This window comes from Nitrospirillum guanabarense (assembly GCF_034653355.1).
In the GTDB taxonomy this organism is placed as follows: domain Bacteria; phylum Pseudomonadota; class Alphaproteobacteria; order Azospirillales; family Azospirillaceae; genus Nitrospirillum.
On sequence record NZ_JAYEER010000004.1, the window covers coordinates 798,282 to 823,465 of the forward strand.

Sequence of the window (25,184 nt, forward strand, 5' to 3'; positions counted from 1 at the left end):
GATGGCCCGCTCTCGGGTTCGAGGGCGGGCCTTGTTCATTCCTGGCGCAACCCGCGCCATTGATTGCGCGACGCGCACGAAAATTGTTGAGGTGGGTGTCGGTTCCCGGCGGCGCCGTTCGTCGTTCCACTGAGAGGCTCCAAGGCGCGGGCTCAAACGAGGGAGGCGGACGATGCGGGTCATGGTGTTCGCGAAGGCCACCGAGGACAGGGGGAGGGGCGTGCCGCCCGGGGGCACCGGGTCTCGCCTGATGACATCGTGCATAGGCAAGGGAGGCTGCCGATGAACCCCACCATCACCGCCTTTGAGCTGTCGCCTGACCGCGGCAGGGGACTGGCGCGGGACATGCGCGTGCGTTGGGCATTGGAAGAGACGGGGCGGCCTTATGACGTGCGGCTGCTGTCATTCAGCGCCATGAAGGAGCCGGCCCATCGGGCGCGCCATCCGTTCGGGCAAATTCCCACCTATGAGGACGGCGGCCTGGTGCTGTTCGAGTCCGGGGCCATCGTGCTCCACATCGCGCAATGCCACGCTGGCCTGTTGCCCGGCGAGGCTGGTGCCCGGGCGCGGGCCATCAGCTGGATGTTCGCGGCGCTCAACACGGTTGAGCCGCCCATCCTCGACCTCCAGACCGTCATGTTCCTGGAACGCGACAAAAGCTGGTTCGAGGAACGCCGGGCGATGGTCAAGGATGGCATCCGCCGGCGCCTGGATGAGCTTTCCAGTTATCTGGGCGATGCCGACTGGCTGGATGGCGCGTTCAGCGCCGGCGACCTGCTGATGGTGTCGGTGCTGTTGCGGGTGAAGGCGGCCGGCATCCTGGATGAGTATCCCACCCTTGCCGCCTATGTCGCCCGCGGCGAAGCCCGGCCGGCCTACCAGCGCGCCTTCGCCGCCCAGCTGGCGGTCTTCACCGCCGCGTCGGGCGGCTGACAGGGCAGGGAGGGGCACGGAAGGATGATCAGGGTGTTCGGTGGAGGGACCTCGCGGTCGTTACGGGTCGCGTGGTTGCTGGAGGAGATGGGCATTCCTTATCTCATCAGGCCGGTGGACCTGCTGGCCGGTGGTGAGGACGCGGAGTTCCGGGCGGTCAATCCCGCCGGGTTCATCCCGGTGATGCAGGATGGCGACGTCACCATGGTCGAATCCATCGCGATCATGGAGTATCTGATGGCCCGCTACGGCCCGACGCCGCTGGCGCCAGCCCCGGATCATCCCACCTTCCCCCTGTATCAGCAGTTCCTGCACCTGGGCGAAGCCGGCCTGGCCGCCTCCATCTACTTCGTCGGCGGCAGCCGCCATTTCGCGCCCGAGGCCGAGCGGCGCAACTGGACCGCCCGCCAGGCGCTGGACGTGTTCGAGAGCCGGCTGGGGCTGGTGACCCGGCAACTGGCGCGCGCGCCCTACCTCGCGGGCGAGACGTTCACGGCGGCCGATATCTCCGTGGCCTACGCCCGGGATTTGGCCCAACGGTTCGGCGACTTGGTCCTGGGCGAGGGGGAGCGGGCCTATATGGCGCGCACCAACGGGCGCGATGCTTACCAGCGGGCCTTGGCGACATCCCGGGCGGCGATGGGGGGCGCCTAGCCGAGGGGGCGTCACGAGGCTTGACACGCAACCTACTAGAAGGTAGGTTTTGCGCATGAGCAATCTTACCTCCACAGCGGATGAGATTCTGGCCTGCGCGCGGTCGCTGGTCATGGCGGGCGGCTACAACGGCTTCAGCTACGCTGACATCGCCGCGGTTGTCGGCATCCGCAAGGCCAGCATCCACCACCACTTTCCCAACAAGGTGGATTCTGGTGCGCACCCTTGTCGCCCGCTACCGCGAGGAGGCGCGGGTCGGGATCGCGGATCTGGAGCGCCATGTTCCCGACCCCCTCGGGCAACTGCGGAGCTACGCCGGGTATTGGGAGGGATGCATCACGGACGCCAGCGCCTCCTTCTGCATCTGCGCCCTGCTGGCCAGTGAACTGCCTATCCTGCCGGAAGAGGTGGCGCTGGAGGTCCGGGCGCATTTCCGTTTCCTGTCGGCCTGGCTGACCTCCGTGTTCGAGCGTGGGGCGCAGCAGAAGCTGTTCCACCTCGCCGGGGCACCGCGGGCGGAGGCGGAGACGTTCATGGCCGCCATCCACGGGGCCATGCTGTCCGCGCGAGCCTATGGCGACCCCAAGATGTTCGGGGTCGTCACGACCCCCCTGCTTGATCGGCTTTCCGCGCGGTAGGAATGCCACCCTGATGCCGGGCGGCGTATTCGCGTGCCTGAAATACCTACCTACTAGTCGGATGTTATCGTGGCGTCCGTATTTCCCCTTTTCCGAACTCATGGAGATCGACATGTTTGGAATTTCACCCCTGGGCTGGGTGCACACGCTCGGCAGCCTTCCCGCCATTCCGCTGGCCTTGTACATGTTCGCGCGTCACGGGCGGATCGTGCCGCGGTCGGGGCCTGGCGCCGTCTATTTCGTGTCGATGCTGATCGGGGCCGTCACGGTGTTTCTGGTCGCCCATCAACCCGTCAGCTACGGCATCGCGGTGGTGACCATCCTGGTGCTGCTGGCCGGATATGGGGTCGGGCGCGTTCCCGGCCTGGGTCGCGCGGCCAGGTATCTGGAGACGATTTTCCTCAGCCTGACGGCCTTCCTGCTGATGGTGCCGACGGTCAGCGAAACCCTGCGCCGCGTCCCCGATGGCCACCCCCTGGTCACCGACCTGAAGTCGCCGCTTCTGCTCGGCGCCCAGGCGGCCCTTTTCGCCATGTTGGTCATCGGCGTGGCCGCCCAGATCCTCTTCCTGCGCCGGCAGGGCAAGGCCGCCGTCTCATGACGGCCGCGCCCCTGGCCGCCTACGCTGCCAACAAAAACCACCGGCATCGTCCAAACGGGACATGTATCTACAATCACAGGTGCCGCAAGACGGTATAGGCATGGCGAAACAACCAGGCGAGGGGTTCGGGCCCCTCCGTTTCGCGAGGACCGCCCCCATGCTGAAACTGCTTGCCGCGAGTGTGGCCGCCTTATGGTGCCTTGGCGTCGGTGCCGCCAGCGCCAAGGTCATGCCGTTCCCGTCCACTTGCCACGCGCGGCAGGTCCCGGCCAACGGCACCACCCTGCACGTCCGCGTCTGCGGCAGCGGCCCCGCCGTCGTCCTGGTGCATGGCTATGGGGAGACTGGCGACATGTGGGCACCGCTGGCTGCCGACCTGATGCGCGATCACACCGTGATCGTGCCCGACCTGCGCGGCATGGGCCTGTCCGCGCGCGCCACCAGCGGTTTCGACAAGAAGACGCAAGGCCAGGATATCGCGGGCGTGCTGGACGCGCTGGGTATCGGCAAGGTCGATCTGGTCACCCACGACATCGGCAACATGGTGGGCTACGCCTTCGCGGCCCAGAACCGCGATCGCGTCACCCGCTTCGTTCTGATGGACGCGCCCATTCCCGGCGTCGGCCCATGGGACGAGATCCTGAAAAGCCCGCTGCTTTGGCATTTCCGCTTCGGCGGCCCGGACATGGAACGGCTGGTGGCGGGGCGGGAGCGCATCTATCTCGACCGCTTCTGGAACGAGTTCTCCGCCGATCCGCGCAAGTTCGATGAGGCCTCACGCCAGCATTACGCGGCCCTCTACGCCCGGCCCGGCGCCATGCATGCCGGGTTCGAGCAATTCAAGGCCTTCGACCAGGATGTGAAGGACGACCAGGCCTTCCTGGCCCAGGGGCCGCTGACCATGCCGGTCCTGGCCATTGGCGGCGACCATTCCTTCGGTCCCACCATGGCGGTGGTGGCGCGCGCCGCCGCCAGCAATGTGCAGGAACTGGTCATTCCTCAATCCGGCCATTGGCTGATGGAGGAACAGCCGGCGGCGACGGTCGCCGCCATCCGCGCCTTCCTGGATGCCAAGGTGTGAAGCCCCGGTGGGGCGCCCCGGCGTGATCTTGGCGGTCAATCGCCCGATCGTAGATGAATCAGCGGATAGCTCCGCCCCTGGCCGTCGAGGGCGGAGCGTCCGGTGGGGCGGAAGCCCAACCGCTCATAAAAACCCACGGCCTGACCGTTCTGCTCGTTCACGTCGGTGGTGAGGACGGAATGCAGGGTCAGGGCATGGGCCACCAGCCGGCGCCCGACCCCTGCCCCCCTGTGGTCGGGATCGACGAACAGCGCTTCCATATGCGCGCCGTTCAGCAGCATGAAGCCGATGGGCCGGTCGGTGGCATCGACCGCCAGCCACAGCGGGGCCGCGGGCAGGAAGCCCGCCACCTCCGCATCGATGGCCGCCCTGTCCGAGGGTGTCAGGAAGTGGTGGGTGGCGTCGACTGCCCGGCGCCAGATGTCGAGGATCCTGACCCCGTCGCGAGGGGTGGACGGCCTAATAGTGATTGGGTTGATCAATGGTTGCCCCTCGGCCGTTGTGAATGGCCGGTGAGGACACACGCCCCTCCATTCTACTGTCACTGACGGCCGTCACTCCCGCCCAGCCGGTGCCGATCGCACGTCTCCAGGAGGGGAAGACGGCTTGGTTACCCCACCTCATCCCGGCCGGCCAGGTTCGCGGCGAAGAATGCGGAAAGCTTTTCCACCGCCGCCGTGACGGGCACCTCCCTGTCATAGAGGTCAACGTGGGTGGCGCCCTCGATCCAGGCCCACTGCTTGGGTTCCCGCGCCAGGCGGAAGGCCTCCTGCGCCATCCAGGCGGTGACCGCCTCGCTGCCCACCACCAGCAGCAGGGGGCGGGGCGCGATCATGTCGATGAAGCGGAAGGCGTCGAAGGCGGCGATGCGGTCGATGCTGCTCCAGGTCAGGGTCTTGGCGGAACGGGGGTGCCGGCCCCGGTCAGTACAATAGTACTCATAGCCCTCGAAGGCGTGCCGGCCTTGGGCCTGAGCCTCGTCCGCCGTGGCCGGGAACAGGGGCAGGGCGCCCATGCCGTCGCCCCGCGCTTCCGCCGTGCGGGCGGTGGTGGCGGCATCGAGCATCTGCCGCAGCACGGCGGGGGATAGCGTGCCATCGGCGCCGTGGCGGAAATGGCGGCCGATGTCCGCGGCGCTGACCGTCGCCACCGCCCGGATACGGGTATCGGTGGCCGCCGCCGCTATGACGTAGCCGCCCGAGGCGCAAATACCCAGGGCGCCGATGCGGGCCGGGTCGACGGTGTCCAGCGCGCTCAAGTAGGAGGTGGCGGCCTTGAAGTCCTCCACCCGTTGCGCCGGATCTTCCAGGCCCCGGGGCAGCCCTTCGCTCTCGCCCTGATGGGCGGCGTCGAAGGCCAGGGTGATGAAGCCCTGGTCCGCCAGGTGGCGGGCGTAGAGGCCGGCTGTCTGCTCCTTCACCGCGCTACCGGGATGGCCGACGATGATGGCGGGACGCGGCTGCGCCGTGGGGGCGTCCGGCATGTAAAGGTGCGCCGCGATTTTCAGGCCGGCACTTGGGAAGCTGACATCCGTTCTCATGGGAAGACTCCATTTCAGGTACCCCCATGGGATCAAAGAACCAGCCGCGGGCGGTAGAACGGGCCTGCCGAATAAATGCATGATCCTGCCAAAATGGAGAGGATCACACACAAGCGCCCGCGCATGCGCTATGGTTGCCGGCATGGACCCCTTCCTGCTGACCGACCTGCAACGGCTGATGACCTGCCATGGCAAACTGGACGCCCCGGCGTTCCAGGCGCTGCCGGGCCTCACCCTGCTATCGGCCAGCGCGCCCACGCCGCCCATCGCGGAGGTGAGCGAACCGGTGTTCGCCCTGGTGGCGCGCGGCGCCAAGCGGGTCTGCCTGGGCGACCGCGTCTTCAGCTATGGCGCCGGCCAGTACCTGATCGTCTCCGTCGACCTGCCGCTGGAAGCGCATGTGGCGGAGGCGTCGATTGAGGCCCCTTACCTGGGCCTGGGCATCACCCTGCGGGCAGAGGCCATCGCGTCGCTGTTGCTGGAGGTGGGAAGCGGGCCGGTGCCCAAGTCCGGCCCGCCCGGCATCGCCGTGAGCGACCTCAGCGATGACTTGGTGGAGCCCGTCATCCGCCTGCTGCGCCTGGTGGATCGGCCGGCCGACCTGCCGGTGCTGGGGGCGGCCATCGAGCGGGAAATCCTTTGGCGCCTGATCAACGGGCCGCAAGGGGCCATGGTGCGCCAGATCGGCCTCGCCGACAGCCGCATGGCCCAGATCGGCCGCGCCATCCGCTGGATCCGCGCCCACTTCGCCGAGGCCTTCCGCATCGAGGATCTGGCGCGCTTGACGGGCATGAGCGTCACCTCCTTCCACCGGCATTTCCAGGGCGTCACCTCCATGACCCCCATCCAGTATCAGAAGCAGATACGGCTGCAGACGGCGCGGTCGCGGCTGATGGCGTCGGCGGAGGACGTGGCCGCCGTCGGCTTCGCCGTGGGCTACGATAGCCCCTCGCAGTTCAGCCGGGAATACCGCCGGCAGTTCGGCCAGGCGCCGGGACGGGACGGCAAGAGGCTGCGGAGAGTTGGGGGAAACTGATGACGGACCTTATAGTCGACATGCGTTTCGGCTCACATCTCTACGGCACCGCCACGGCATCGTCCGATCTGGATTACAAGGCTGTTTACCTGCCGCAGGGGCGTGACATCCTGTTGGGCCGGATACGCGGCAGCGTGATGTTGCTGCCACCGAAGCCCAATGGGGAGAAGAACGGTCCGGGTGATGTCGACCATGAGGCTTACAGCCTGCAACGCTATCTGGAACTGGTGGCGGAGGGCCAGCCGGTGGCGTTCGACATGCTGTTCGCGCCCGAGGCTGCGATGATGCGCGCGCCGTCCCCCCTGTGGCGGGAGATACAGGCCAACAGCCATCGGCTGGTGTCGCGCCAGGCCAAATCCTTTCTACGCTATGGCCGGCAGCAGGCGACCAAGTTCAGCCTGCGCGGGGCCCGGGTCATCACCGCCCAGCGCGGCCTGGCGGTGCTGGAGGCGGCGGAGGCCACCTATGGGGCGCTGGCCAGGTTGGGAGAGGCCCGGGCGGACCTGACTGACTATGTCGCAAATGTCCAGGATGCCGCCCTATTGGACCTGGCGTCCGCCAACGGGCAGCCGCTGACCCATCTGGAGGTCTGCGGCAAGCGCGTGCCCTTCAGCGCGTCCATTCGCACGGCGCGGGAGATCGTCCAGCGGCTGGTGGCCGACTACGGTCAGCGCGCATTGCTGGCCGCACGGAATGACGGCGTCGATTGGAAAGGCATGTCGCACGCCGTGCGCATCGGGCGGGAAGCGCTGGAGCTGTTCGACACAGGCCGTATCGTCTTTCCCTTGGCCTATGCGCCAGAGATTCTGGCCATCAAGCGGGGGGAGCGATCTTACGATGCCGTCGCGGCCGCCATCGAGGCGCTGCTCGCCGAGGTGGAGGCCGCCGCAGCCCGGTCCACCTTGCCGGATGAACCGGATAAGATGTTCATCGAGGACCTCGTGGTGCGCAGCCACCGGGCCAAGGTTCTGGAGGCGGTGTGACCGACTTTTCCGATCCTTTCGTCGATCCGGCGATCCATACCCGCATCCAGGCGGAGTTGGGTGCCGTGGAGCAGGAAGAGGGCGTGCGTATCCTGCTGGCCATCGAATCCGGCAGCCGGGGATGGCGCTTCCCGTCCCAGGATAGCGACTATGATGTGCGTTTCCTCTATTTGCGCCCATTGTCCAGCTATCTGACCGTCACTGATCAGCGGGACGTGATCGAACGGCCGGTCGACGCGGTGTTCGACGTTAGTGGCTGGGACCTGCGCAAGGCCTTCCAGTTGGCGCTGCGGTCCAACGCCGTGCTGATCGAGTGGCTATGCTCGCCCGTGCGTTATCGTGAGCTTGGGCCGGCGGCGGCCCGTTTGCTGAACTTCGCGCGTGCCAGCGTGGACCTGACCGCTGTCGCCTACCACTACGACCGGCAGGCGCGGCGTATGTTCAACGACGTGCTGGCGGCGGAGGCCCCCCGGCTCAAGACCTATTGCTATGCCCTGCGATCGGCCTTGGCCTTGCAGTGGGTGCGCGAGCGGCGCGACGTGCCGCCCATGGATTTGCCCGCCTTGCTGCGGGGGCTGTTCCTATCGGCCGAAGTCGCTGATGAAATCGCCGCTTTGGTGGCGCGTAAGCTGCCCTCGACCGAGCGTGACACCACCGCCCGCCTGCCCATCCTTGACCACTTGATTGGCAATGTCCTGGCTCAGCCTGTCCCGGCCATGCGGGGCGAGGCCCGGCGGGAAGTGGGCCGGAGGGCTGACGCCCTGTTCGCCGAACTGGTTCTGGACGCCTACGCCAACTGACTCAAAACTCGCGCCAGCATCGAGGCGGTGCACCTGCGGCCGGGCTCCGCGATCGCCACTTTGCCGGCCGCGCCGACCGTCTGCGCCGGGCGCGCGCGGGAGGCAACGAAGTGCCACAGGCCTATGTCGCCTTGGCCATTGGACGGGGATGGGGGCGCTGCTTTAGGGTGGTGGCCCCTGGTACCGATCCCATTCCGGAGCGACCCGCATGGCTGACACCCGCACGCCCGCCTTGGAAACCCCCGTCTGGCTCATCACCGGCTGTTCCACCGGCTTCGGCCGCATCCTGGCGCAACGGGTGCTGGCGCGCGGCTGGCGGGTGGTCGTCACGGCGCGCGACGCGGCGCAGGTGATCGACATCGTGGCGACGGCGGATGACCGGGCCATGCCGGCGGCGCTGGACGTCACCCGGTACGACCAGATCGACGCCGTCGTGGCGGCGGCGCAAGAGCGGTTCGGCCGCATCGACGTGCTGGTGAACAATGCCGGCTACGGCTACCAAAGCGCGATCGAGGAGGGGGTGGAGGCTGAGATCCGCGCCCAGTTCGACACCAACGTCTTCGGCCTGTTCGCCATGACGCGGGCGGTGCTGCCCCTGATGCGGGCGCAAGGCGGCGGGCGCATCCTCAACATCACCTCCGTCGCCGGCCTGGTGGGTTACCCCGGTTCCGGCTACTACGCCGCGTCCAAGCACGCGGTGGAGGGCTGGTCCGACAGCTTGCGGGCGGAGGTGGAACCGCTGGGCATCGGCGTCACCTGCGTGGAGCCGGGACCCTTCCGCACCGACTGGGCTGGCCGTTCCCTGCGCCAGACGGCCAGCCGCATCCCGGATTACGCCGACACGGCGGCCAAGCGCCTGGCCGCCACCAAGGACATCAGCGGCACCCAGGCCGGCGACCCCGTGCGGGCCAGCGACATCATGATCGAGATCACACAGCGGCCGATCCCGCCCCGCCATGTGGTGCTGGGCGCCTGGGGCCAGGATGCGGTGGTGACGCGGCTGCGCCAGCGGCTGGAGGAAATCGAGGGCCAGCGCGACCAGGCGCTGTCCGCCGATTTCCCCAATCCTTGAGGCAGGCGCTCACACCCCCATCGCCTGCCACATCTCCCGCTCCCGCCCGTCGGGATCCAGGGCCACCTGGCATTGGCTGTTCAGCAGCATGACGGCGCGGTCCTTGGTCTCATACCGGGGCCAGTCCGGCTGGCCGGCGGCGGTGGGCACGCCGCTGCGGGCGAAGCTGGTGAAATAGCCGCTGACGGCCTTGGACGCCTCCACCAGGCCGGGGCCATCGCCCTGTAGGTCCGGCATCTCCGTGTTCAGGAAGGTGATGGAGATGTCGATGGCATGGCCGGCGCGCAGGGTCCAGTCCGTGCCCTTGATGGGGATGTTGGACTGGAAGTCGTTGCGGTAGCGGTAGACGGGGGCGCTTTGCGCCGCCTTGCGGTCGGCCAGGGTCGCGGTGCCGGCGCCCATGGACAGGGCGGTTTCGATGGCGATGCCCTGTTCCACCGGCGTGGCGTTGGGGCGGGTTTGGCGGTAGGTGGCCAGGATGCGCTCCGCGTCCTGGCCGAAGGCCTGCTGGGCCCGCGCGGTCAGGCTAGCCGCGTCCATGTGGAAGAACTCCGGATGGTCGCGCTCGAAGAAGGCGGCCTCGTCCCGCATATTGCCGATCAGCAGGGGAATGCCGGCCACCATCGCGGGCGCCGCCGGGTCGAAGGGATGGTGGGGCAGGACGGTGCCGTCCACCACCGGGCCCCAGCCGCCGGGCTTGGGCGCGCGGTTGGCCGCCAGGCTGGGCTTGGGCGGGGGGTGGCCGGCCTGCCACTCCTTGGTGGCCACGGTCAGGGGGCCCTGGCCCTTCTCTGCCGCCAGCTGCAGGTCGATGAACTTCTGTGCCGGCACGTCGTGCAGCTTGGCGAAATCCTTCGGATGGATGTCGAAGGCGGCCAGGACGCGGCGCGTGGTCTCCGTGGCCACCTCCTTGGGCAGTCCGCGTAGCATGGGGCCGCTCTGCATCCCCGCCTTGTGGTACAGGCCCTGGGCGGCGGGCATGCCCATGACGGCGCAGGTCTTGGCGCTGCCGCCGGACTTGCCGAACACCATGACGTTGCCGGGGTCGCCGCCGAAGGTGGCGATGTTCTCCTTGATCCAGCCGAGTGCCGCGATGATGTCCAGGATGCCCTGGTTGCCGGAGGTGGCGTAGTCCGCCCCGCCCAGGTCGCCCAGGTAGAGATAGCCCAGCAGGCCCAGGCGGTGGTTGGTCGCCACCACCACCACATCGTAGGTGGCAGCCAGCCGGGCGCCGTCCTGGATGCGCTGGCCGCCGCTGCCGGTGGTGAAGCCGCCGCCGTGGCAGTAAACCATGACCGGCCGCTTGGCCCCGTCGTTGACCGCCGGGGTCCAGACGTTCAGCACCAGGCAGTCTTCGCCGTAGGCCGGTTCATGCTCGCCATAGGTGGTGCCTGGGCCCTGCATGGCGGGCGGACCCAGGCGGGTGGCGTCGCGCACGCCGGTCCACGGCGTCACTTTGGGCGGGGCCTTGAAACGGTTCTTGCCCGAGGCCGGGCCGGCGTAGGGGATGCCCTTGAAGGCCAGGGCGCCACGGTCGTGTCCACCCCGGAGTCGGCCGGCCGATGTCTCGACTTCCACGAAGGGCCCCACGGTTTGCGTGAACCAGACGCCATCGTCGGCGCGGGCGGGAACCCAGAAATAGGGTGCGGCGACGGCGGCGGCACCGGCCTGCAACAGGGTGCGGCGGTTGAGGGATAGGGCCATGATTTTCCTCCCGGTTTTATTCTTCGGCAACTCGGGTGCCCGGGCCGCGTCGAGGGAGCTGGAACTGGCCGGGCGAAGGGACGCCGCCAGCCGGTCCCTTTTCAACGCGGGGTAAACGGCGTATGAGTCTCTGATAACGGTAACATAAAAACCGGGAGGAACAATGAGCGTCCGGAGAACAGGGCCGGGGATTCCTGCGCGCATTCCGGCGGCCGGGACCGATCCCATTTCCCTCGACAGCGCCCCGACCGATGGCGGTTCGGGCGCCGACGAATTGGCCATTTCCCGCCGTCTTCTCATGGGCTTGGGGGCCGCCGGCGCCGGCACGCTGCTGATGCGCCCGGCCTTCGCGTCACCCGCCGCCAGTCCGGCGGAAGGGGAGGGGGTGGGCTTCGCCGTCGTCGGCCTGGGCCGTTTGTCGCAGGGGCAGATCCTGCCCGGCTTCCGCAACGCCAAGCGGGCCAAGCTGACCGCCCTGGTCAGCGGCCACCCTGACAAGGCCACGCGACTCGCCGCCAAACACGGCGTGGCCAGGGACGCGATCTACACTTACGAGAATTACGACCGCATCGTGGACGACCCGCGCATCCAGGTCGTCTACATCGTCCTGCCTAACAGCATGCATGCGGAGTTCACGATCCGCGCGCTGAAGGCTGGCAAGCATGTGCTGTGCGAGAAGCCCATGGCGACCAGCGTGGCGGATGCGGAGGCCATGATCGCCGCCGCGAAGGCCGCCGACCGCAAGTTGATGATCGCCTACCGCTGCCATTATGAGCCGCTGAACCTGGCCGCGATGCGCCTGATCCGTTCGGGCAAGCTGGGCAAGCCCCGGATGGTGGTCACGCAAATGGGGCGCCAGGCCTCGCTCAGCGATCCGGCGGACGTGTGGCGGCTGGACATGAAGATGTCCGGCGGTGGTGCCCTGGCCGACATGGGCATCTACGGCATCAACGGCGCCCGCTACCTGCTGAATGAAGAGCCGGTGGAGGTGCGCGCCTGGGCGCAGACCGACCGCAAGGACCCGCGCTTCCGCGAGGTGGAGGACCTGATCGCCTGGCAGTTCCGTTTCCCCAGCGGCGCCGTCGCCAACGGGTCCACCAGTTTCGACTACGCCCCCACCATGTCCTACCAGGTGGAGTGCGCGCAGGGGCGGCTGGTGGCCGACCCCGGCGCCTTCTACAACGGCAACCGCCTGACGGTGCAGACCGGGTACCAGTCGCAGGTGCAGGCCATCCACGAGATCGACCAGTTCGCGCGGGAGATGGACTGGATGGCCGATGTGGTGCGGGGCAAGGCGCCGCTGGTCTCCACCGGCGAGGAAGGGCTGCAGGACATGCGGCTGATGAAGGCCATCCTGGACTCGGTCGCCCAGGGGGGCGCCACCGTGTCCACCGCCTTCGGCTACACTCGCGCGGTCGACCCGGCCAAGGCCGTCGACGTGCCGGCCTGACCGGCGACCGTAAAGCACAGCTGTCTTGATGGCGCGGTCACAATCCCAGGACCGTTCCGGACTTAAAATGATAACGCTAACAATGGGAGGGGCGGATGGGTCGTTCTGTGTTCGGGGTCGCCATGCTGACGGCCCTGGCTGTGGTGGCGGGCGCGGGGAGCGTTCATGCGCAGGAGGCGGTGAAGCCGGCCTACCTGGACCCCAGCCTGCCGGTGGAACGCCGGGTGGATGACCTGGTCGGCCGCCTGACGCCGGAGGAGAAGGCGGCGCAGCTGACCAACCAGGCCCGGGCCATCCCACGCCTGAACATCCCCGCCTACAACTGGTGGAGCGAGGCGCTGCACGGCGTCGCCCGCAATGGCGAGGCCACGGTGTTCCCCGAGCCCATCGGCCTTGCCGCCACCTTCGACCCCGCCGCCATCCGCCAGATGGGGGTGGCCATCGGCACCGAGGCGCGGGTGAAGTTCAACCGCGTGGAAAAGGCGGGGGCGGAGCACCGCATCTACCAGGGCCTGGATTTCTGGTCGCCCAACATCAACATCTTCCGCGACCCGCGCTGGGGCCGGGGGCAGGAGACCTATGGCGAGGACCCGTACCTGACCGGCAAGCTGGGAACCGCTTTCGTCCAAGGCATGCAGGGCGATGATCCCAAATATTACCGGGTGATCGCCACCGCCAAGCACTACGCCGTGCACAGCGGGCCGGAGCCGACGCGCCACGAGGTGGACGTGGCCGCCAACCGGCATGACATGGTGGATACCTACCTGCCGGCCTTCCGCGAGCTGGTGACGGCGGGCAAGGTGGCCTCCGTCATGTGCGCCTACAACCGCGTCAACGGCCAGCCGGCCTGCGCCAGCGACTTCCTGCTGACCGACCAGTTGCGCCAGCGCTGGGGCTTCACCGGCTATGTCGTGTCCGACTGCGACGCCATCGCCGACATCCAGCGCGGCCACCGCTACACCAAGACCCTGGCGGAGGCGGCGGCCGTGTCGCTGAAGCTGGGCGTGGACAACGACTGCACCCAGTACAACCGCCCGCCGGATGAGCCGGACGATTTCGACCTCTACCGTGATGCCATCACCCAAGGGCTGGTGTCGCAGGACGTGGTGGACACCAGCCTGCGCCGCCTGTTCACGGCCCGCATGCGCCTGGGCCTGTTCGACCCGCCGGCCAGCGTGCCCTACGCCCAGGTGGATGACGCGCAGTTGAACTCGCCGGAGCATGTGGCGCTGGCTCTGCGCCTGGCCAATGAGTCCATGGTGCTGCTGAAGAACAACGGTGTGCTGCCGGTGAAACCGGCGGTGAAGAAGATCGCCGTGATCGGTCCGCTGGCCGACCAAGTGGATGTGCTGCTGGGCAACTACAACGGCCAGCCCATCCACCCGGTGACGGCGCTGGACGGCATCCGTGCCGCCTTCCCCAACGCCCAGATCGTCTATGAGCCGGGCAGCAACTTCCTGCGCTCCGCGTCCACCATTCCGGCCAGCGCCCTCAGCTGGTCCGGATGGCAAGCCCGGCCTGAAGGGGGAGTACTGGGGCAACCGTGACTTCAGCGGCGCCCCGGCCGTGACCCGCACCGACGGCACCCTGAACCTGGACCGCGACATGACCCCGGTGGTGGAGGGCGCCGCCATCTCCGCCCGCTGGACAGGCTTCGTCACCGTGCCGGCGACGGGTGAGTACAACATTGGCCTCAGCGGCGCCAACGCCACCCTGTGGGTGGAGGGGGCCGAGGCGGTGAAGAACGGTGACCGCCAGCGCACGCCGCAGATGAAGGCCCTGCATTTCGAGGCCGGGCGCCGCTATGCCATCCGCATCGACCAGACGCCGGCCAAGGGCCCCGTCATCCGCCTGGTGTGGAACCCGGTGGTGGCCGACCCGCTGAACCGCGCCGTCGTCGCCGCCAAGGCGGCCGACCTGGTGGTGGCCGTGGCCGGCATCAGCTCCGCCCTGGAGGGGGAGGAGATGACGGTGACCGTCCCCGGCTTCAAGGGCGGTGACCGCACCAGCCTGGACATGCCGGCGGAGGAGGAGAACCTGCTGAAGGCGGTCAGGGCCACGGGCAGGCCCATGGCCCTGGTGCTGATGAACGGGTCCGCCCTGTCGGTGAACTGGGCCGCGGCGCACGTCGACGCCATCATCGACGCCTGGTACCCGGGCGAACAGGGCGGCATGGCCATCGGTCAGACGCTGTCGGGCGTCAACAACCCCTCCGGCCGCCTGCCGGTGACCTTCTACACGGGCGTGGACGGCCTGCCACCCTTCGAGGATTACAGCATGAGGGGGCGGACCTACCGCTACTTCACCGGCAAGCCGCTATACGCCTTCGGCCATGGCCTAAGCTACACCACCTTCGCCTACACCCCTCCGGCCCTGTCCGCCGCCACGCTGAAGGCGGGCGAGACGCTGGGCGTGGATGCCCAGGTGCGCAACGCCGGCGCGGTGGCGGGGGATGAGGTGGTGCAGCTGTACCTGGGCTTCCCGCAGGTTCCGGGCGCGCCCATCCGGGCCCTGCGCGCCTTCGCCCGCGTCCACTTGGCGCCGGGTGAAAGCAAGAAGGTCCATTTCGACCTCGACCCCCGCGACCTGTCCAGCGTGACGGAGGCGGGCGACCGGGTGGTGGCCGGTGGCGCCTACACCCTGACCGTGGGCGGCGGCCAGCCCGGCACCGGCATGCCCGGCGCCACGGCGGGATTCACCATCGCCGGCACGGCGCCCGTGGCGGAGTGAGAACCCATGACCTTGATCCATGGCATGGAACCCACCCGCCGTGAGTTCGCCCTGATGGCCGGGGCGGCGCTGGCCGCCGCCAGCACCGGCACGGCTGTCGCCGCGCCCAGGCCGGGGGCGGGCGTCTACCCGCCCGACGCCTGGCACCAGCGCATGAAGCGCATCGTCCACGTCAATTTCAACGAGCGTGATCCCGAGACCTTCGACGTCGAGAGGTGGGCCGACTACCTGGCCTCCTGCCAGGCGCAGATGACCTATCTCAGCGGCACCAACGTGGTGGCCTTTTATCCCACGGGCCTGCCGGACCTGCCGGTCAGCGCCTGGCTGAAGGGCCGGGACGTGTTCGGGGAATGTGTGGCGGCGGCCAAGGCGCGGGGCATCCGCGTCATGGGCCGCTTCAGCATCGATATCGCCAAGAGCCAGCTGGCGGACAGGCATCCCGACTGGTTTTGCCGCACCCAGGATGGCGCCCTGGTCCGCCGCTCCCTGGTGGGGGCGCCGGACGACCCGTCGGCCTCGTCGGAGTTCGCGCCCACCTGCCAGTTCAGCGACTATTACACCACTTTCGTGCCGGCCCTGTTCGATGAGGTGCTCAGCCGCTACCCCATCGACGGCATCTACAGCAACGGTTGGCCCAGCCCGGACGCCGTCGTCTGCTATTGCCCCATCTGCCGCACCATCGGCGACCCGCACAGCCGGGCGTATGAGGATGCTTTCCTGAAGCGGGCGGTGGAGCTGTGGGGCCGCTACGACGCCCTGGTGAAGAAGCATGACGCCCGGCTGATCTTCACCGGCAACCTGGGCGGCGGCTTCCGCGGCGGCACCCTGGACCTGTCGGCCCTGGCCGCCACGGCACCCTGGTTCATGGCTGACAACCAGGGGCGCGGCGGCATCGGCGCCCCCGCCTGGGACGCCAGCCAGCAGACCCGCATCGGCAAGGCGATCGTTGGCAATTCCCCTGGTGGAAAAGGGGGGACCGCCCCGTCACCAACATCACGGCGGGGTATGAGATCGCCGGCGACATCCGCTGGCGCAACGTCACCGGCAACGCGGTGGAGGTGCGCTCGCGCATCCACCAGACGCTGGCGGCGGGCGGGGTGGTCCACTACCACTGGCTGGGCTATCAGCAGGGTTTCGTCGAGGATCGGCGCTGGCAGAAGGTGGGGCGGGAGGTGCTGGCCTGGCAGGCCGCCAACGACCGTCATTTCCACAACCGTCGTTCGATCGCCGGCGTGGCCCTGGTGGTGTCCCAGCGCGGCAACCGCCTGTACGACCCGCCGGCGGGCACGGACACGCTAGACGCCGTCCAGGGCATGTACCAGCTGCTGACCGAGGCGCGCATCCCCTTCGACGTGGTGCTGGACCGTGACCTGAACGCGGCCACGCTCAGCCGATACCAGACCCTGGTGCTGCCCAACATCGCACTGATGGGCGACGCCCAGGCCGCCGCCGTGACGGCCTTCGCCAAGGCGGGCGGCGGCGTGCTGGCGACCTTCGAGACCGGGCTGTACGACGAGGGCGGCCGCCCCCGTGACGATTTTGCCTTGGGCGCCCTGTTCGGCATGCGCCGGGCGGGCAAGCGCGAAAGCTTCGGCCAGGTGGCCACGCCCAATCAGCCGCGCTTCCCCGGGTCCAGCGCCATCCAGCGCATCGAGCGGCGCCATCCCATCCTGGCGGGGTTCGAGGAGACGGATTGGATCCAGGGCTCCAGCTGCCGCGTGCCCATCACCATCGACGGCCCGCCCCTGCTGACCCATGTGGCGCAGTATCCCTGGTACCCGACGGAAGGGGTCTACAGCCGCCAGCCGCACACCGACCAGCCCACCATCGCAGTGCGCGAGGCGGGTGGGGCGCGTCTGGTGTACCTGGCGGCGGATGTGGAGGCCGGCTACTGGCGCTCCGGCGCCGCCGACCTGGGCGATCTTGTCACCAACGCCCTGCGCTGGCTGGCCCCGGCGCCGTCCATCACCGTTCAGGGCCCGGGCCTGGTGGAGGTGTTCGGGTGGGAGACGGAGCCGGGCTACGCCCTGCATCTGGTCAACCACACCTACCCCGGATTCCGCGCCACCGCCGCCCGCGGGTTGAGCCCGCTGGGGCCGCAATTGGTGCGCATGACCCTGCCGTCACCAGGGCCCATCCGGCAGGCGAGCCTGCTGCGCGCCGGCCAGCCGCTGCCCTTTCGGCAGGAGGGCGCGGTGGTGGAATTCACCGTGCCCAGCCTGGACGAATACGAAGTGGTGGCGCTGGAAATTTGATCTTCAACGTAAAACAAAACAGGGAGGAACCATGAAAGGAACGATCATCGGCACGCTGGTGCTTGCGGGTTTGTGCGGCATGGCGCAGGCGGCCACCCCGGCGCGGCCGCCCATCGTCGCCGTCTCGCATCTGGCGATCTACGCGGCGGACATGGCGAAGTCGGAGGCGTTCTACGTCCACGACCTGGGCGCCACCAAGCTGCCGGATCCGGAAAATCCGGCCGGCGTGCGCTATTACTTCAGCCCCACGCAGTTCGTGGAGGTGCTGCCCCTGCCGGCGGGGTACACCGGCATCAACCGCCTGGCCCATGGCGCCTTCAACACCCCCGACGTCGCCGCCATGCGCGACTATCTGATCGCCAAGAAGATCGCGGTGCCGGGCAAGGTGCGGCAGGGGTCGGACGGCAGCCGCTGGTTCGACGTGACCGATCCCGAGGGCACGGTGATGCAGTTCGTGCAGGCGCCGGCCACGCCGCCCAGCATCCCGGTCAACGCGCTCTCCAGTCATATGATGCATTTCGGCTTCATCGTCCATAACCGGGCCCTGGAAGACGGCTTCTACCAGCAGATCCTAGGCCTGCATCCCTATTGGGCCGGCGGGATGGAGGATGACAAGCCGACCTGGATTTCCCTGCAGCTGCCCGATGGCCGCGACTGGATCGAATACATGGTGGTGGGCACGCCGGACACGAAAGGCATCCCGCCGGACCTGTCGCAGGCCACCCTGGGTGTCTTCAACCATTTCGCCCTGGCCATCCCCAACGCGGAGGCCGCCTACACCCTGCTGTGGAATGGCGACCGGCTGAAGGGCCAGGACAACCTGCCCAAGATCGGGCGCGACGCGAAGTGGCAGATGAACCTGATCGACCCCGACGGGACCCGGGCGGAACTGATGGAGCTGCACGCCGTCGGCACGCCCTGCTGCACCCCGTTCGGCGCGCCGGATCCGGAGAAGTGAGCGGCGTCCTCAAGATTGGGAAGAACGAGATGAAGCATCGCATGACCGCGCTGGCCGTTCTGATGGCTCTGGCCACCACGCCGGCCTGGGCGCAAGAGGTGCCCGGCACCTCGCCCGCCAACAGCGCGCCCGGCACGCCCACGGCGCCGGACTGGGCCTATCCCGACTATCCCGGCCACCGCCAGGTGGCCCCGCCGGCGGACTTCCACCGCCCATCGCGCGTTGAGGACACGCCCATCGGCCTGTTCGACGGCCAGGCGGACGTGGGCGGCGCCCTGGTGCCGGGGCAGGGAACGGTCCAGGACGGCCGCTACACCATCACTTCGGCCGGCTACAACATGTGGTACGGCCGGGATGAGTTCCGTTTCCTGTGGAAGAAGATGTCCGGCGACGTGTCGCTGGCGGCGGACGTCGCATTCCCCAATCCGGTGGGCTACGGCGACCGCAAGGCGCTGCTGGTCATCCGCCAGAGCCTGGACGACGACGCGCCGGAGATGGTGGTGGGCCTGCACGGCACCGGCATGTTCCACATCGCCTGGCGCCCGGCCAAGGGGGCCGAGATGGTCGACATGGAATACAAGGTCGGCAGCCGCGGCGCCCTGAAGGGCGAGGCCGTCGGCGGCTTGGTCACCCTGCACCCCCAGCGCATCGGCATCGAAAAGAAGGGCGACGCCTTCACCCTGTGGGTCAGCGAACAGGGCGAACCCATGCATCCCTATGGCGCCCCCATCCCCCTGCACCTGACCGAACCCTTCTACGCCGGCATCGGCTTCGTCTCCCACCTGCCGACCACACCCGACACGGCGGTGCTGTCGGGCGTCGTGCTGGAGAATGTGGCTGGCAAGGTGCGGTAGGACCTGGGTAAGGGACGCTCCTGCCTGGGGAGAGCCTGAACGGTCTCCGCCTCACCCCACGGTGCGCGTCATCTCCACCCGGTTGCGGCCGGATTGTTTGGCGCGGTAGAGGGCGGCGTCGGCGCGGACGTAGAGGGCGTCCAGATCTTCGCCGCTGTTCAGTTCGGCCAGGCCCAGGCTGGCGGTGACGCGGATACTGGCGCCGCCCTCGATCGCCACGCACTCGTCGCCGATGGCCTGGCGCAGGCGGTCGGCCAGCAGGCGGGCGCCGTGGGCGGCGGTGTGGGGCATCAGCAGCGCGAACTCCTCCCCGCCGATGCGGCCCACCAGGTCGGTGGAGCGGACATGGCCGGCGATGATGCGCCCGGTGAGGGCCAGCACCGCGTCGCCGCCGGGATGGCCGTGGGTGTCGTTCACGTGCTTGAACTCGTCCAGGTCCAGGATGGCCAGGGTCAGGGGCGTGCCGTGGCGGCTGGCGAGCGCGATCATGTCGCGCGCCCGCTCCATGAAATGGTGGCGGTTGGCGCAGCCGGTCAGCGGGTCGGTGGTGGCCAGGTGGGTCAGGCGGTCGTTGGCGGCGCGCAGGTCGGCCGTGCGATCGGCGATCTGGCTTTCCAGCTCCGCCTGGCGGCGGCGGAGGTAGGCGGTGCGCCAGCGCACCAGCAGCGTCACCGCCACCACCACCAGCGCGCCCGCCAGCAGGCGCACCCCCAGGCGCTGATACCAGGCGGGCATGACGCGCAAGGGCAGGGTCAGATCCCGTTCCGCCCACACGCCGTCGCGGTTGCTGCCCCGCAGGCGCAGGGTGTAATCGCCCGGCGGCAGGTTGCTGTAAACGGCCAGGCGGCGGTTGACGTCCGCCTGGATCCAGTCGGTGTCATACCCCTCCAGCCGGTAGGCGTAGCGGTTGCGGCCGGGGGCGGTGTAGTCCAGGGCGGCGAATTCCGCCGCCAGGCTGTTGGTTTCGGGCGTCAGCACCAGCGGCCCGGCGGCGGCCCTGGCCACGGGCATGGGGTGGCCGCCCACCCGCAGGTCGGTGATGACCACCGGGGCGGGGAAGCGCCAGGGCGGCAGCGTGCCGGGGCGTACCACGGTCATTCCGCCCTTGGAGCCGAACAGCGCCTCTCCCGCCGGGGTGGCGGTGCTGGCGCCCACGAAATAGTCGACCAGGGCGGAGCCGTCGGCGCGGCGCACCGCGCGCACCTCCAGCGTCTCGGGGTCGATGCGGGCCAGCCCGTCGTCGGTGCCGGCCCAGATCACGCCGTCGCCGTCCATCTCCAGGCTGCAGACATTGGGGTGGGGCATGCCCTGGGCCAGACCGAAGCGGCGGAACCGCGGCTTGTCGTCCGGGCCGCGTCCGGTCATCAGCGCCAGGCCGCCGCCGAAGGTGCCCACCCACAGCCGGCCCTGCCGGTCCACCAGCAGGCTGGTGACATAGGGGTCGGGCAAGCCCTTCGGATCGCCGGGCGCCGGCGGGATTTGCTCCACCGCGCCGGTGGCGATGTCGATGTGGTTCAGGCCGTTGCGGGTTCCCACCCAAAGATCCCGCCCGGTGCCCGCCAGCAGGGCGCGGATGGTGCGGTCGGACAGCCTGTCCTGGTCGGCGGGCGCGCTGCCGAACATCAGGCGGCCAGGGGTGCCGCCGGGACCGTCCAGGGTGTAGCTGTGCAGCCCGTCCTCCTCCCCGCCCAGCCACAACAGGCCGTCGCGGATGATCACCGACATGGCGGGGGCGGCGGGGTCGCGGCCGCCGGGCAGGGCGACGCGATGCACGGCGTTGGCCGCCGGGTCGGCGCGGTACAGCCCCCGGCGCGTGGCGATGTAGACCCGGCCGGCCTCATCCTGGGCCATGCGGAAGACGATGTCGGGGGGCAGGGCGTCTTCCGGCCGGTTGGGGTCGGGGCGCAACGCGGTGATCCGGCCCCCTTGCGGATCGACCACGTCGATGCCGCCGTCGAAGAAGCCCATCCAGACCCGGCCGTCGTGTGCCGACAGCACGGCGAACACGTCGCTGGCGCTCAAGCCTTCCGCCCGGCTGCCGCCGAACACCGTGGCGATCAGGCCGGCGTCGTGGGGATGGTAGCTGAGGCCGCCGGTGCCGCCCACCCACAGGGAACCGGCGCTGTCCCGCATCAGGGCCCAGATGTCGTCGTGGGCTAGGCTGCTGGGCTGGGTGCGGTCATGGCGGATGGCGCGCATGGCGCCGGAGCGGGTGTCGATGGCGATGATGCTGCGATTGCGCAGGCCCACCCAAATCTCGTGCGGACCCGCGGCGCAGATGGCGGAGATCCAGCCCGTCAGGTCGGTGGCGCCGGGGTTCATCGCGCGGGGGGCGGCGCCAGGCCGGTCGATGACGAACAGGCCATAGCGGATGGTGCCGATCCAGATGCGCCCGTCGCCATCCTGGAACAGGACGGAGACGTTGGTCCGCGCCGGATCCCCGGCTGGCGTCCGCTCGGCATCGCCCAATGGCACCGCCGTGAAGCCGGCCCCGCCCGGCTTACGGTAGGCCAGTCCCTGGGCCGTGCCCACCCACAGGCCGCCGGTGCCGTCGCGCAGCACGGCCTGCACCCGGCCGCCGGGCAGGCCGCCCGCCTCCGGCGTCCCGGCGCGCAGCACGGTCACGGCCCGGCTGTCGATGTCCAGGTGGCGCAGGCTGTCGTCGGTGCCGATCCACAGGCCACCGGTGCCGTCGTCGGTGATGACGCCGATGTCGGGCCGCCCGTTGATGGCACCCAGGGGTATGGTTTCGAACCGGTCGGCGGCGGCGTCATACAGCGCCAGGCTGTTGGCGCCCACCCACAGCCGGCCCTGGGGGTCGACGAACAGGCTTTTGATGAAGTCGCTGGGCAGGCTGCCCGGCACCTCAAGGCTGGCCGTGTAGCTTTTGAAGCGGTAGCCGTCCCAGCGGGCGAGGCCACCCTGGGTTCCCACCCAGATGAACCCGTCGTGGTCCTGCACCAGGGCGGTGGGCACGGGGTGGGGCAGGCCCTGGTCGCGGCCATAGTTCTGGAACACCGTTTCCGCCAGGCCGGACCAGCGGGCCGTCGTCGCGGCGCCCGCGGCCGACGGAAGGACGGTCAAGCCCAGCAACAGGACAACGCCGCACAGCCGTAAGCCGTCGAGGAACAACCCGCCTAACCGCGTCCCGCTCAAGATGCCGCCGCCCATCATCCATTCGATAGGGGAACCATAACAGGTAAAGCGTGCCTTGGCACCGGCCGGTCGCTACCAGGACGCTATCTTCAGGTCAGGGCATTATGAATATGCGTCAGATACGAAATGGTTTTTCAACGGACTAATCGAGCCGGCCCTTGTGCCGCCGGGGCGTTTCGGCCCATCGTGCCCCCAAACAGGGGAACATGGGGGCATCCGTTGCGCACGTCATTGCTGGCCGCGTTGGCCTTGGCACTGGTTTCTTCCGCCGCGCCCGTCGCGCTGGGCGCGCCACCGGCGGGGGCGCCAACCGCCGGGGCGTCACCCGGGCCAGCCTCGGCCCTGCAGAACCTGCCGGCGCAGGACGGTCTGATGCCGGTGCGCGTCGACAAGGGCCAGGGCAAGATCTTCCTGACCCTGCCGGCGCCGGGGACCGACGGCGTGATGGCCCGGTACCTTTACACGCCGGCGCTGCGCACGGGCCTGGGCTCCGCCCCCACCTTCCTGGACCGGGGGCGCATCGGGCAGACGCAGGTGCTGGCCTTCCGCCTGCTGGGCGCCAAGGTCGCCGTCCAGTTCGAAAACCCGCGCTTCCGCAACCCCACGGCGTCCGGCCCCAGCGCCGACTTCGCCACCTCCATCGTGTGGATGGGGGACGCCGTGCCCTTGCCTGACGGGCGGGTGGCGGTGGACATCGCCAAGTTCCTGACCGCCGACATGCTGGGCATCGCCAAGTCGCTGGGGCAGGAGGGCGACGCCATCGGCACCGGCGGCGCGCCGCAGGGTGCCGGCAAGGGCTTCAGGCTGGACGGGGGCCTCAGCGCCGCCGACCCCGCCTCGCTCAAGCTGTTTCCCGACAATCTGGAGGTCGACGCCATCCAGACCTACACCTCCGACCATCCGGGGGCTGAGGTGGAGAACATCGCTCCCGATGCCCGCCAGGTCAGCTTCACCGTGCACCACAGCTTCGTGCGCTTGCCGGGCCCCGGCTTCACCTCGCGCGCCTTCGATCCGCGCCTGGGTGGCTTCTCCACCCAGGCGGTGGATTACGGCCGGTCCCTGGGCCAGGACGTGGTGCATGACGTGGCCAACCGCTTCCGCCTGGAGAAGGTGGACCCGGCCGCCGCCCGGTCCCGCGTCAAGAAACCCATCGTCTTCTACCTGGACCGCACGGTGCCGGAGCCGATGCGTACCGCCCTGCTGGAAGGCATCAACTGGTGGGCCCAGGCCTTTGAGGCCGCCGGCTACATCGACGCCTTCCGGGCGGAACCACTGCCCGACGGCGTGGACCCCATGGACGTGCGCTATAACATCGTCAACTGGGTGGATCGCGCCACCCGCGGCTGGTCCTATGGGCAGGAGATCGTGGACCCGCGCACGGGGGAGATCGTGAAGGGCATGGTGGTCCTGGGCTCCGAACGGGTGCGGCAGGACATCCTGATCTTCGAAGGCCTGGTGGGGGCGGACAAGGTGGGGGCCGGCGGACCCAACGATCCGGTCCAGGTGGCGCTGGCCCGGCTGCGCCAGCTGGGCGCGCATGAGGTGGGGCACGCCCTGGGCTTCGCTCACAATTTTGCCGCCAGCACGCAGGGCCGCGCCTCGGTCATGGACTATCCCGCCCCGCGCATCGGCTTGGTTGATGGCCATCCTGACCTGTCGGACGCCTATGGCACCGGCGTGGGTGCCTGGGATAAGGCGACGGTGGACTGGCTGTACGGGACCGCGCCCGCCGGCCAGGACGATCAGGCGGCGGCCGATGCCAAGGCCGCGGCGACGGTGGCCGCCGGCCTGCGCTATGTCCAGGACGACAATGCCCGCCGCCCGGACACGGCCCAGCCTTGGGGCGGGCTGTGGGACGACGGCGCCGATCCGGTGGCGGAGCTGATCCGCCTGATGGGCGTGCGCCGCGCCGCCATCGACCAGTTCGGCCTGAAGGCCCTGGCGCCGGGTGAGGCGGTGGCGGAGCTGCGCCGGCGCTTCGTGCCCATCTGGCTGCTGCATCGTTATCAGGTCAACGCCGCCGCCAAGTCGGTGGGCGGCGTCACCTTCGCCTATTCGGTGAAGGGCGACGGGCGGGAGGCGTCTGCGCCCGTGGCCGCCGCCGCCCAGCGTGCCGCCCTGTCGGCCCTGCTCTCCACCCTGTCGGCCGACCAACTGCGTGTGCCGGCCGGCCTGTTGCCCCTGCTGTCCGCCGCCCGCAACGGCAGCGACAACCGCCAGTTCGATATCGAGCTGTTCGCCACCGCCGGCGGCCCGGTGTTCGACCCGCTGGTGGCTGCGGACGTCGCGGCCTCCATCACCCTCAACACCCTGCTGGCGCCCACGCGTCTCGCCCGGCTGGCGGCGCAGCACGCCGCCGACCCGCAGGCGCTGGGGGTGGCTGAGGTGCTGGAGCGGCTGACCGCCGCCGCGCTGCCGGACAGGAGCGACGCCGTCAGCCGCCGCGTCGCCTATCGCGCCATCGTTACCATGGCCCAGGTGGCCCGCCGTCCCGGCACCACGCCGGAGGTGGCGGCCCTGCTGGACCAGCGGGTGCAAGAGGTGGCGGAGACCCTGGCGAAAGGCCGGGGCGACACCGACGAGCGCGCCTGGGCCCTCAGCCTGTCGCGGCAGCTGCTGGACCCGCAGCAGGCGGACAAGCTGCTGGCCGACCATCCGCGCTCGGTGGAGGTGCCGCCGGGCGATCCCATCGGCGGGGAAAGCGACTGGATGGATTTGCCCTGAGCAGGAAGGATCGGA

At 69.3% G+C, this 25,184-nt stretch carries 21 protein-coding genes and 1 pseudogene; 18 read left to right on the forward strand and 4 right to left on the reverse strand.

Annotated features, from left to right (window positions below):
• The first annotated feature begins 282 nt into the window (after positions 1-282).
• The 6 genes and pseudogenes from UAA55_RS21700 to UAA55_RS21720 all read left to right on the forward strand — a co-directional run bounded on the left by UAA55_RS21700 (position 283) and on the right by UAA55_RS21720 (position 3,907).
• Positions 283-933, forward strand: a complete 651-nt coding sequence (locus UAA55_RS21700) for a glutathione S-transferase family protein (RefSeq protein ID WP_322955310.1) — start codon at positions 283-285, stop codon at positions 931-933.
• Positions 934-957: 24 nt separating this feature from the next.
• Positions 958-1,587 (forward strand): glutathione S-transferase family protein, encoded by a 630-nt coding sequence (locus UAA55_RS21705; RefSeq protein WP_322955311.1) that lies wholly within the window; start codon positions 958-960, stop codon positions 1,585-1,587.
• A gap of 55 nt (positions 1,588-1,642) precedes the next feature.
• Positions 1,643-1,780 (forward strand): annotated as a pseudogene (locus UAA55_RS31475) (TetR/AcrR family transcriptional regulator); the annotation flags it as partial.
• Positions 1,781-1,802: 22 nt separating this feature from the next.
• Positions 1,803-2,225, forward strand: coding sequence for a hypothetical protein (locus tag UAA55_RS21710; RefSeq protein ID WP_322955313.1), 423 nt, complete (start codon positions 1,803-1,805; stop codon positions 2,223-2,225).
• A 13-nt stretch (positions 2,226-2,238) separates the two neighbouring features.
• Positions 2,239-2,826 carry a hypothetical protein gene (locus UAA55_RS21715; RefSeq protein WP_322955315.1) on the forward strand — a complete coding sequence of 196 codons (588 nt, stop codon included), beginning with the start codon at positions 2,239-2,241 and terminating at the stop codon, positions 2,824-2,826.
• Between the two features lie 157 nt (positions 2,827-2,983).
• Positions 2,984-3,907: an alpha/beta fold hydrolase gene (locus tag UAA55_RS21720; RefSeq protein WP_322955317.1), complete on the forward strand. Its 924-nt coding sequence runs from the start codon at positions 2,984-2,986 to the stop codon at positions 3,905-3,907.
• Between the two features lie 35 nt (positions 3,908-3,942).
• Here the strand turns inward: UAA55_RS21720 and UAA55_RS21725 are convergent, their stop codons facing one another.
• Both UAA55_RS21725 and UAA55_RS21730 read right to left on the reverse strand, forming a co-directional pair.
• A complete protein-coding gene (locus UAA55_RS21725; protein ID WP_322955318.1) occupies positions 3,943-4,389 on the reverse strand; it encodes an acetyltransferase in 447 nt (148 codons plus the stop codon).
• A gap of 128 nt (positions 4,390-4,517) precedes the next feature.
• A complete protein-coding gene (locus UAA55_RS21730; protein WP_322955320.1) occupies positions 4,518-5,447 on the reverse strand; it encodes an alpha/beta hydrolase in 930 nt (309 codons plus the stop codon).
• Between the two features lie 142 nt (positions 5,448-5,589).
• Here UAA55_RS21730 and UAA55_RS21735 point away from each other — a divergent pair, with 142 nt between their 5' ends.
• The 4 genes from UAA55_RS21735 (at position 5,590) to UAA55_RS21750 (ending at position 9,338) form a co-directional block, all read left to right on the forward strand.
• Positions 5,590-6,483 (forward strand): AraC family transcriptional regulator, encoded by an 894-nt coding sequence (locus tag UAA55_RS21735; RefSeq protein ID WP_322955322.1) that lies wholly within the window; start codon positions 5,590-5,592, stop codon positions 6,481-6,483.
• A complete protein-coding gene (locus tag UAA55_RS21740; protein WP_322955323.1) occupies positions 6,483-7,466 on the forward strand; it encodes a DNA polymerase beta superfamily protein in 984 nt (327 codons plus the stop codon). Before UAA55_RS21735 ends, UAA55_RS21740 begins: the two co-directional genes overlap by 1 nt.
• Positions 7,463-8,266: a nucleotidyltransferase domain-containing protein gene (locus UAA55_RS21745; protein ID WP_322955325.1), complete on the forward strand. Its 804-nt coding sequence runs from the start codon at positions 7,463-7,465 to the stop codon at positions 8,264-8,266. Before UAA55_RS21740 ends, UAA55_RS21745 begins: the two co-directional genes overlap by 4 nt.
• 208 nt (positions 8,267-8,474) lie before the next feature.
• Complete coding sequence (locus UAA55_RS21750) at positions 8,475-9,338, forward strand: oxidoreductase (protein ID WP_145609669.1); 864 nt, start codon at positions 8,475-8,477, stop codon at positions 9,336-9,338.
• A gap of 9 nt (positions 9,339-9,347) precedes the next feature.
• On the opposite strand, the gene UAA55_RS21755 is transcribed toward UAA55_RS21750, so the two are convergent.
• Positions 9,348-11,042 (reverse strand): carboxylesterase/lipase family protein, encoded by a 1,695-nt coding sequence (locus UAA55_RS21755; RefSeq protein WP_322955327.1) that lies wholly within the window; start codon positions 11,040-11,042, stop codon positions 9,348-9,350.
• A gap of 163 nt (positions 11,043-11,205) precedes the next feature.
• Between UAA55_RS21755 and UAA55_RS21760 the strand changes: the two genes are divergently transcribed.
• From UAA55_RS21760 to UAA55_RS21790, 7 genes are all read left to right on the forward strand, one after another.
• Entirely contained in the window at positions 11,206-12,492 is a 1,287-nt protein-coding gene (locus UAA55_RS21760; RefSeq protein ID WP_322955328.1) for a Gfo/Idh/MocA family protein, read from the forward strand.
• A 95-nt stretch (positions 12,493-12,587) separates the two neighbouring features.
• Positions 12,588-14,039: a glycoside hydrolase family 3 protein gene (locus UAA55_RS21765; RefSeq protein ID WP_322955330.1), complete on the forward strand. Its 1,452-nt coding sequence runs from the start codon at positions 12,588-12,590 to the stop codon at positions 14,037-14,039.
• 19 nt (positions 14,040-14,058) lie between these two features.
• Positions 14,059-15,222, forward strand: coding sequence for a glycoside hydrolase family 3 C-terminal domain-containing protein (locus UAA55_RS21770; RefSeq protein WP_322955331.1), 1,164 nt, complete (start codon positions 14,059-14,061; stop codon positions 15,220-15,222).
• A 6-nt stretch (positions 15,223-15,228) separates the two neighbouring features.
• A complete protein-coding gene (locus tag UAA55_RS21775) occupies positions 15,229-16,521 on the forward strand; it encodes an alpha-amylase family protein (protein WP_322955332.1) in 1,293 nt (430 codons plus the stop codon).
• A 14-nt stretch (positions 16,522-16,535) separates the two neighbouring features.
• Positions 16,536-17,477 carry a beta-galactosidase trimerization domain-containing protein gene (locus tag UAA55_RS21780; RefSeq protein ID WP_322957742.1) on the forward strand — a complete coding sequence of 314 codons (942 nt, stop codon included), beginning with the start codon at positions 16,536-16,538 and terminating at the stop codon, positions 17,475-17,477.
• A 31-nt stretch (positions 17,478-17,508) separates the two neighbouring features.
• Positions 17,509-18,435 carry a VOC family protein gene (locus tag UAA55_RS21785; protein ID WP_322955334.1) on the forward strand — a complete coding sequence of 309 codons (927 nt, stop codon included), beginning with the start codon at positions 17,509-17,511 and terminating at the stop codon, positions 18,433-18,435.
• A 29-nt stretch (positions 18,436-18,464) separates the two neighbouring features.
• Entirely contained in the window at positions 18,465-19,289 is an 825-nt protein-coding gene (locus UAA55_RS21790; protein WP_322955335.1) for a biopolymer transporter Tol, read from the forward strand.
• A 51-nt stretch (positions 19,290-19,340) separates the two neighbouring features.
• On the opposite strand, the gene UAA55_RS21795 is transcribed toward UAA55_RS21790, so the two are convergent.
• Positions 19,341-22,421 (reverse strand): two-component regulator propeller domain-containing protein, encoded by a 3,081-nt coding sequence (locus tag UAA55_RS21795; protein ID WP_322955336.1) that lies wholly within the window; start codon positions 22,419-22,421, stop codon positions 19,341-19,343.
• A 243-nt stretch (positions 22,422-22,664) separates the two neighbouring features.
• Here UAA55_RS21795 and UAA55_RS21800 point away from each other — a divergent pair, with 243 nt between their 5' ends.
• Positions 22,665-25,169: a zinc-dependent metalloprotease gene (locus UAA55_RS21800; protein ID WP_322955337.1), complete on the forward strand. Its 2,505-nt coding sequence runs from the start codon at positions 22,665-22,667 to the stop codon at positions 25,167-25,169.
• Positions 25,170-25,184 lie beyond the last annotated feature (15 nt).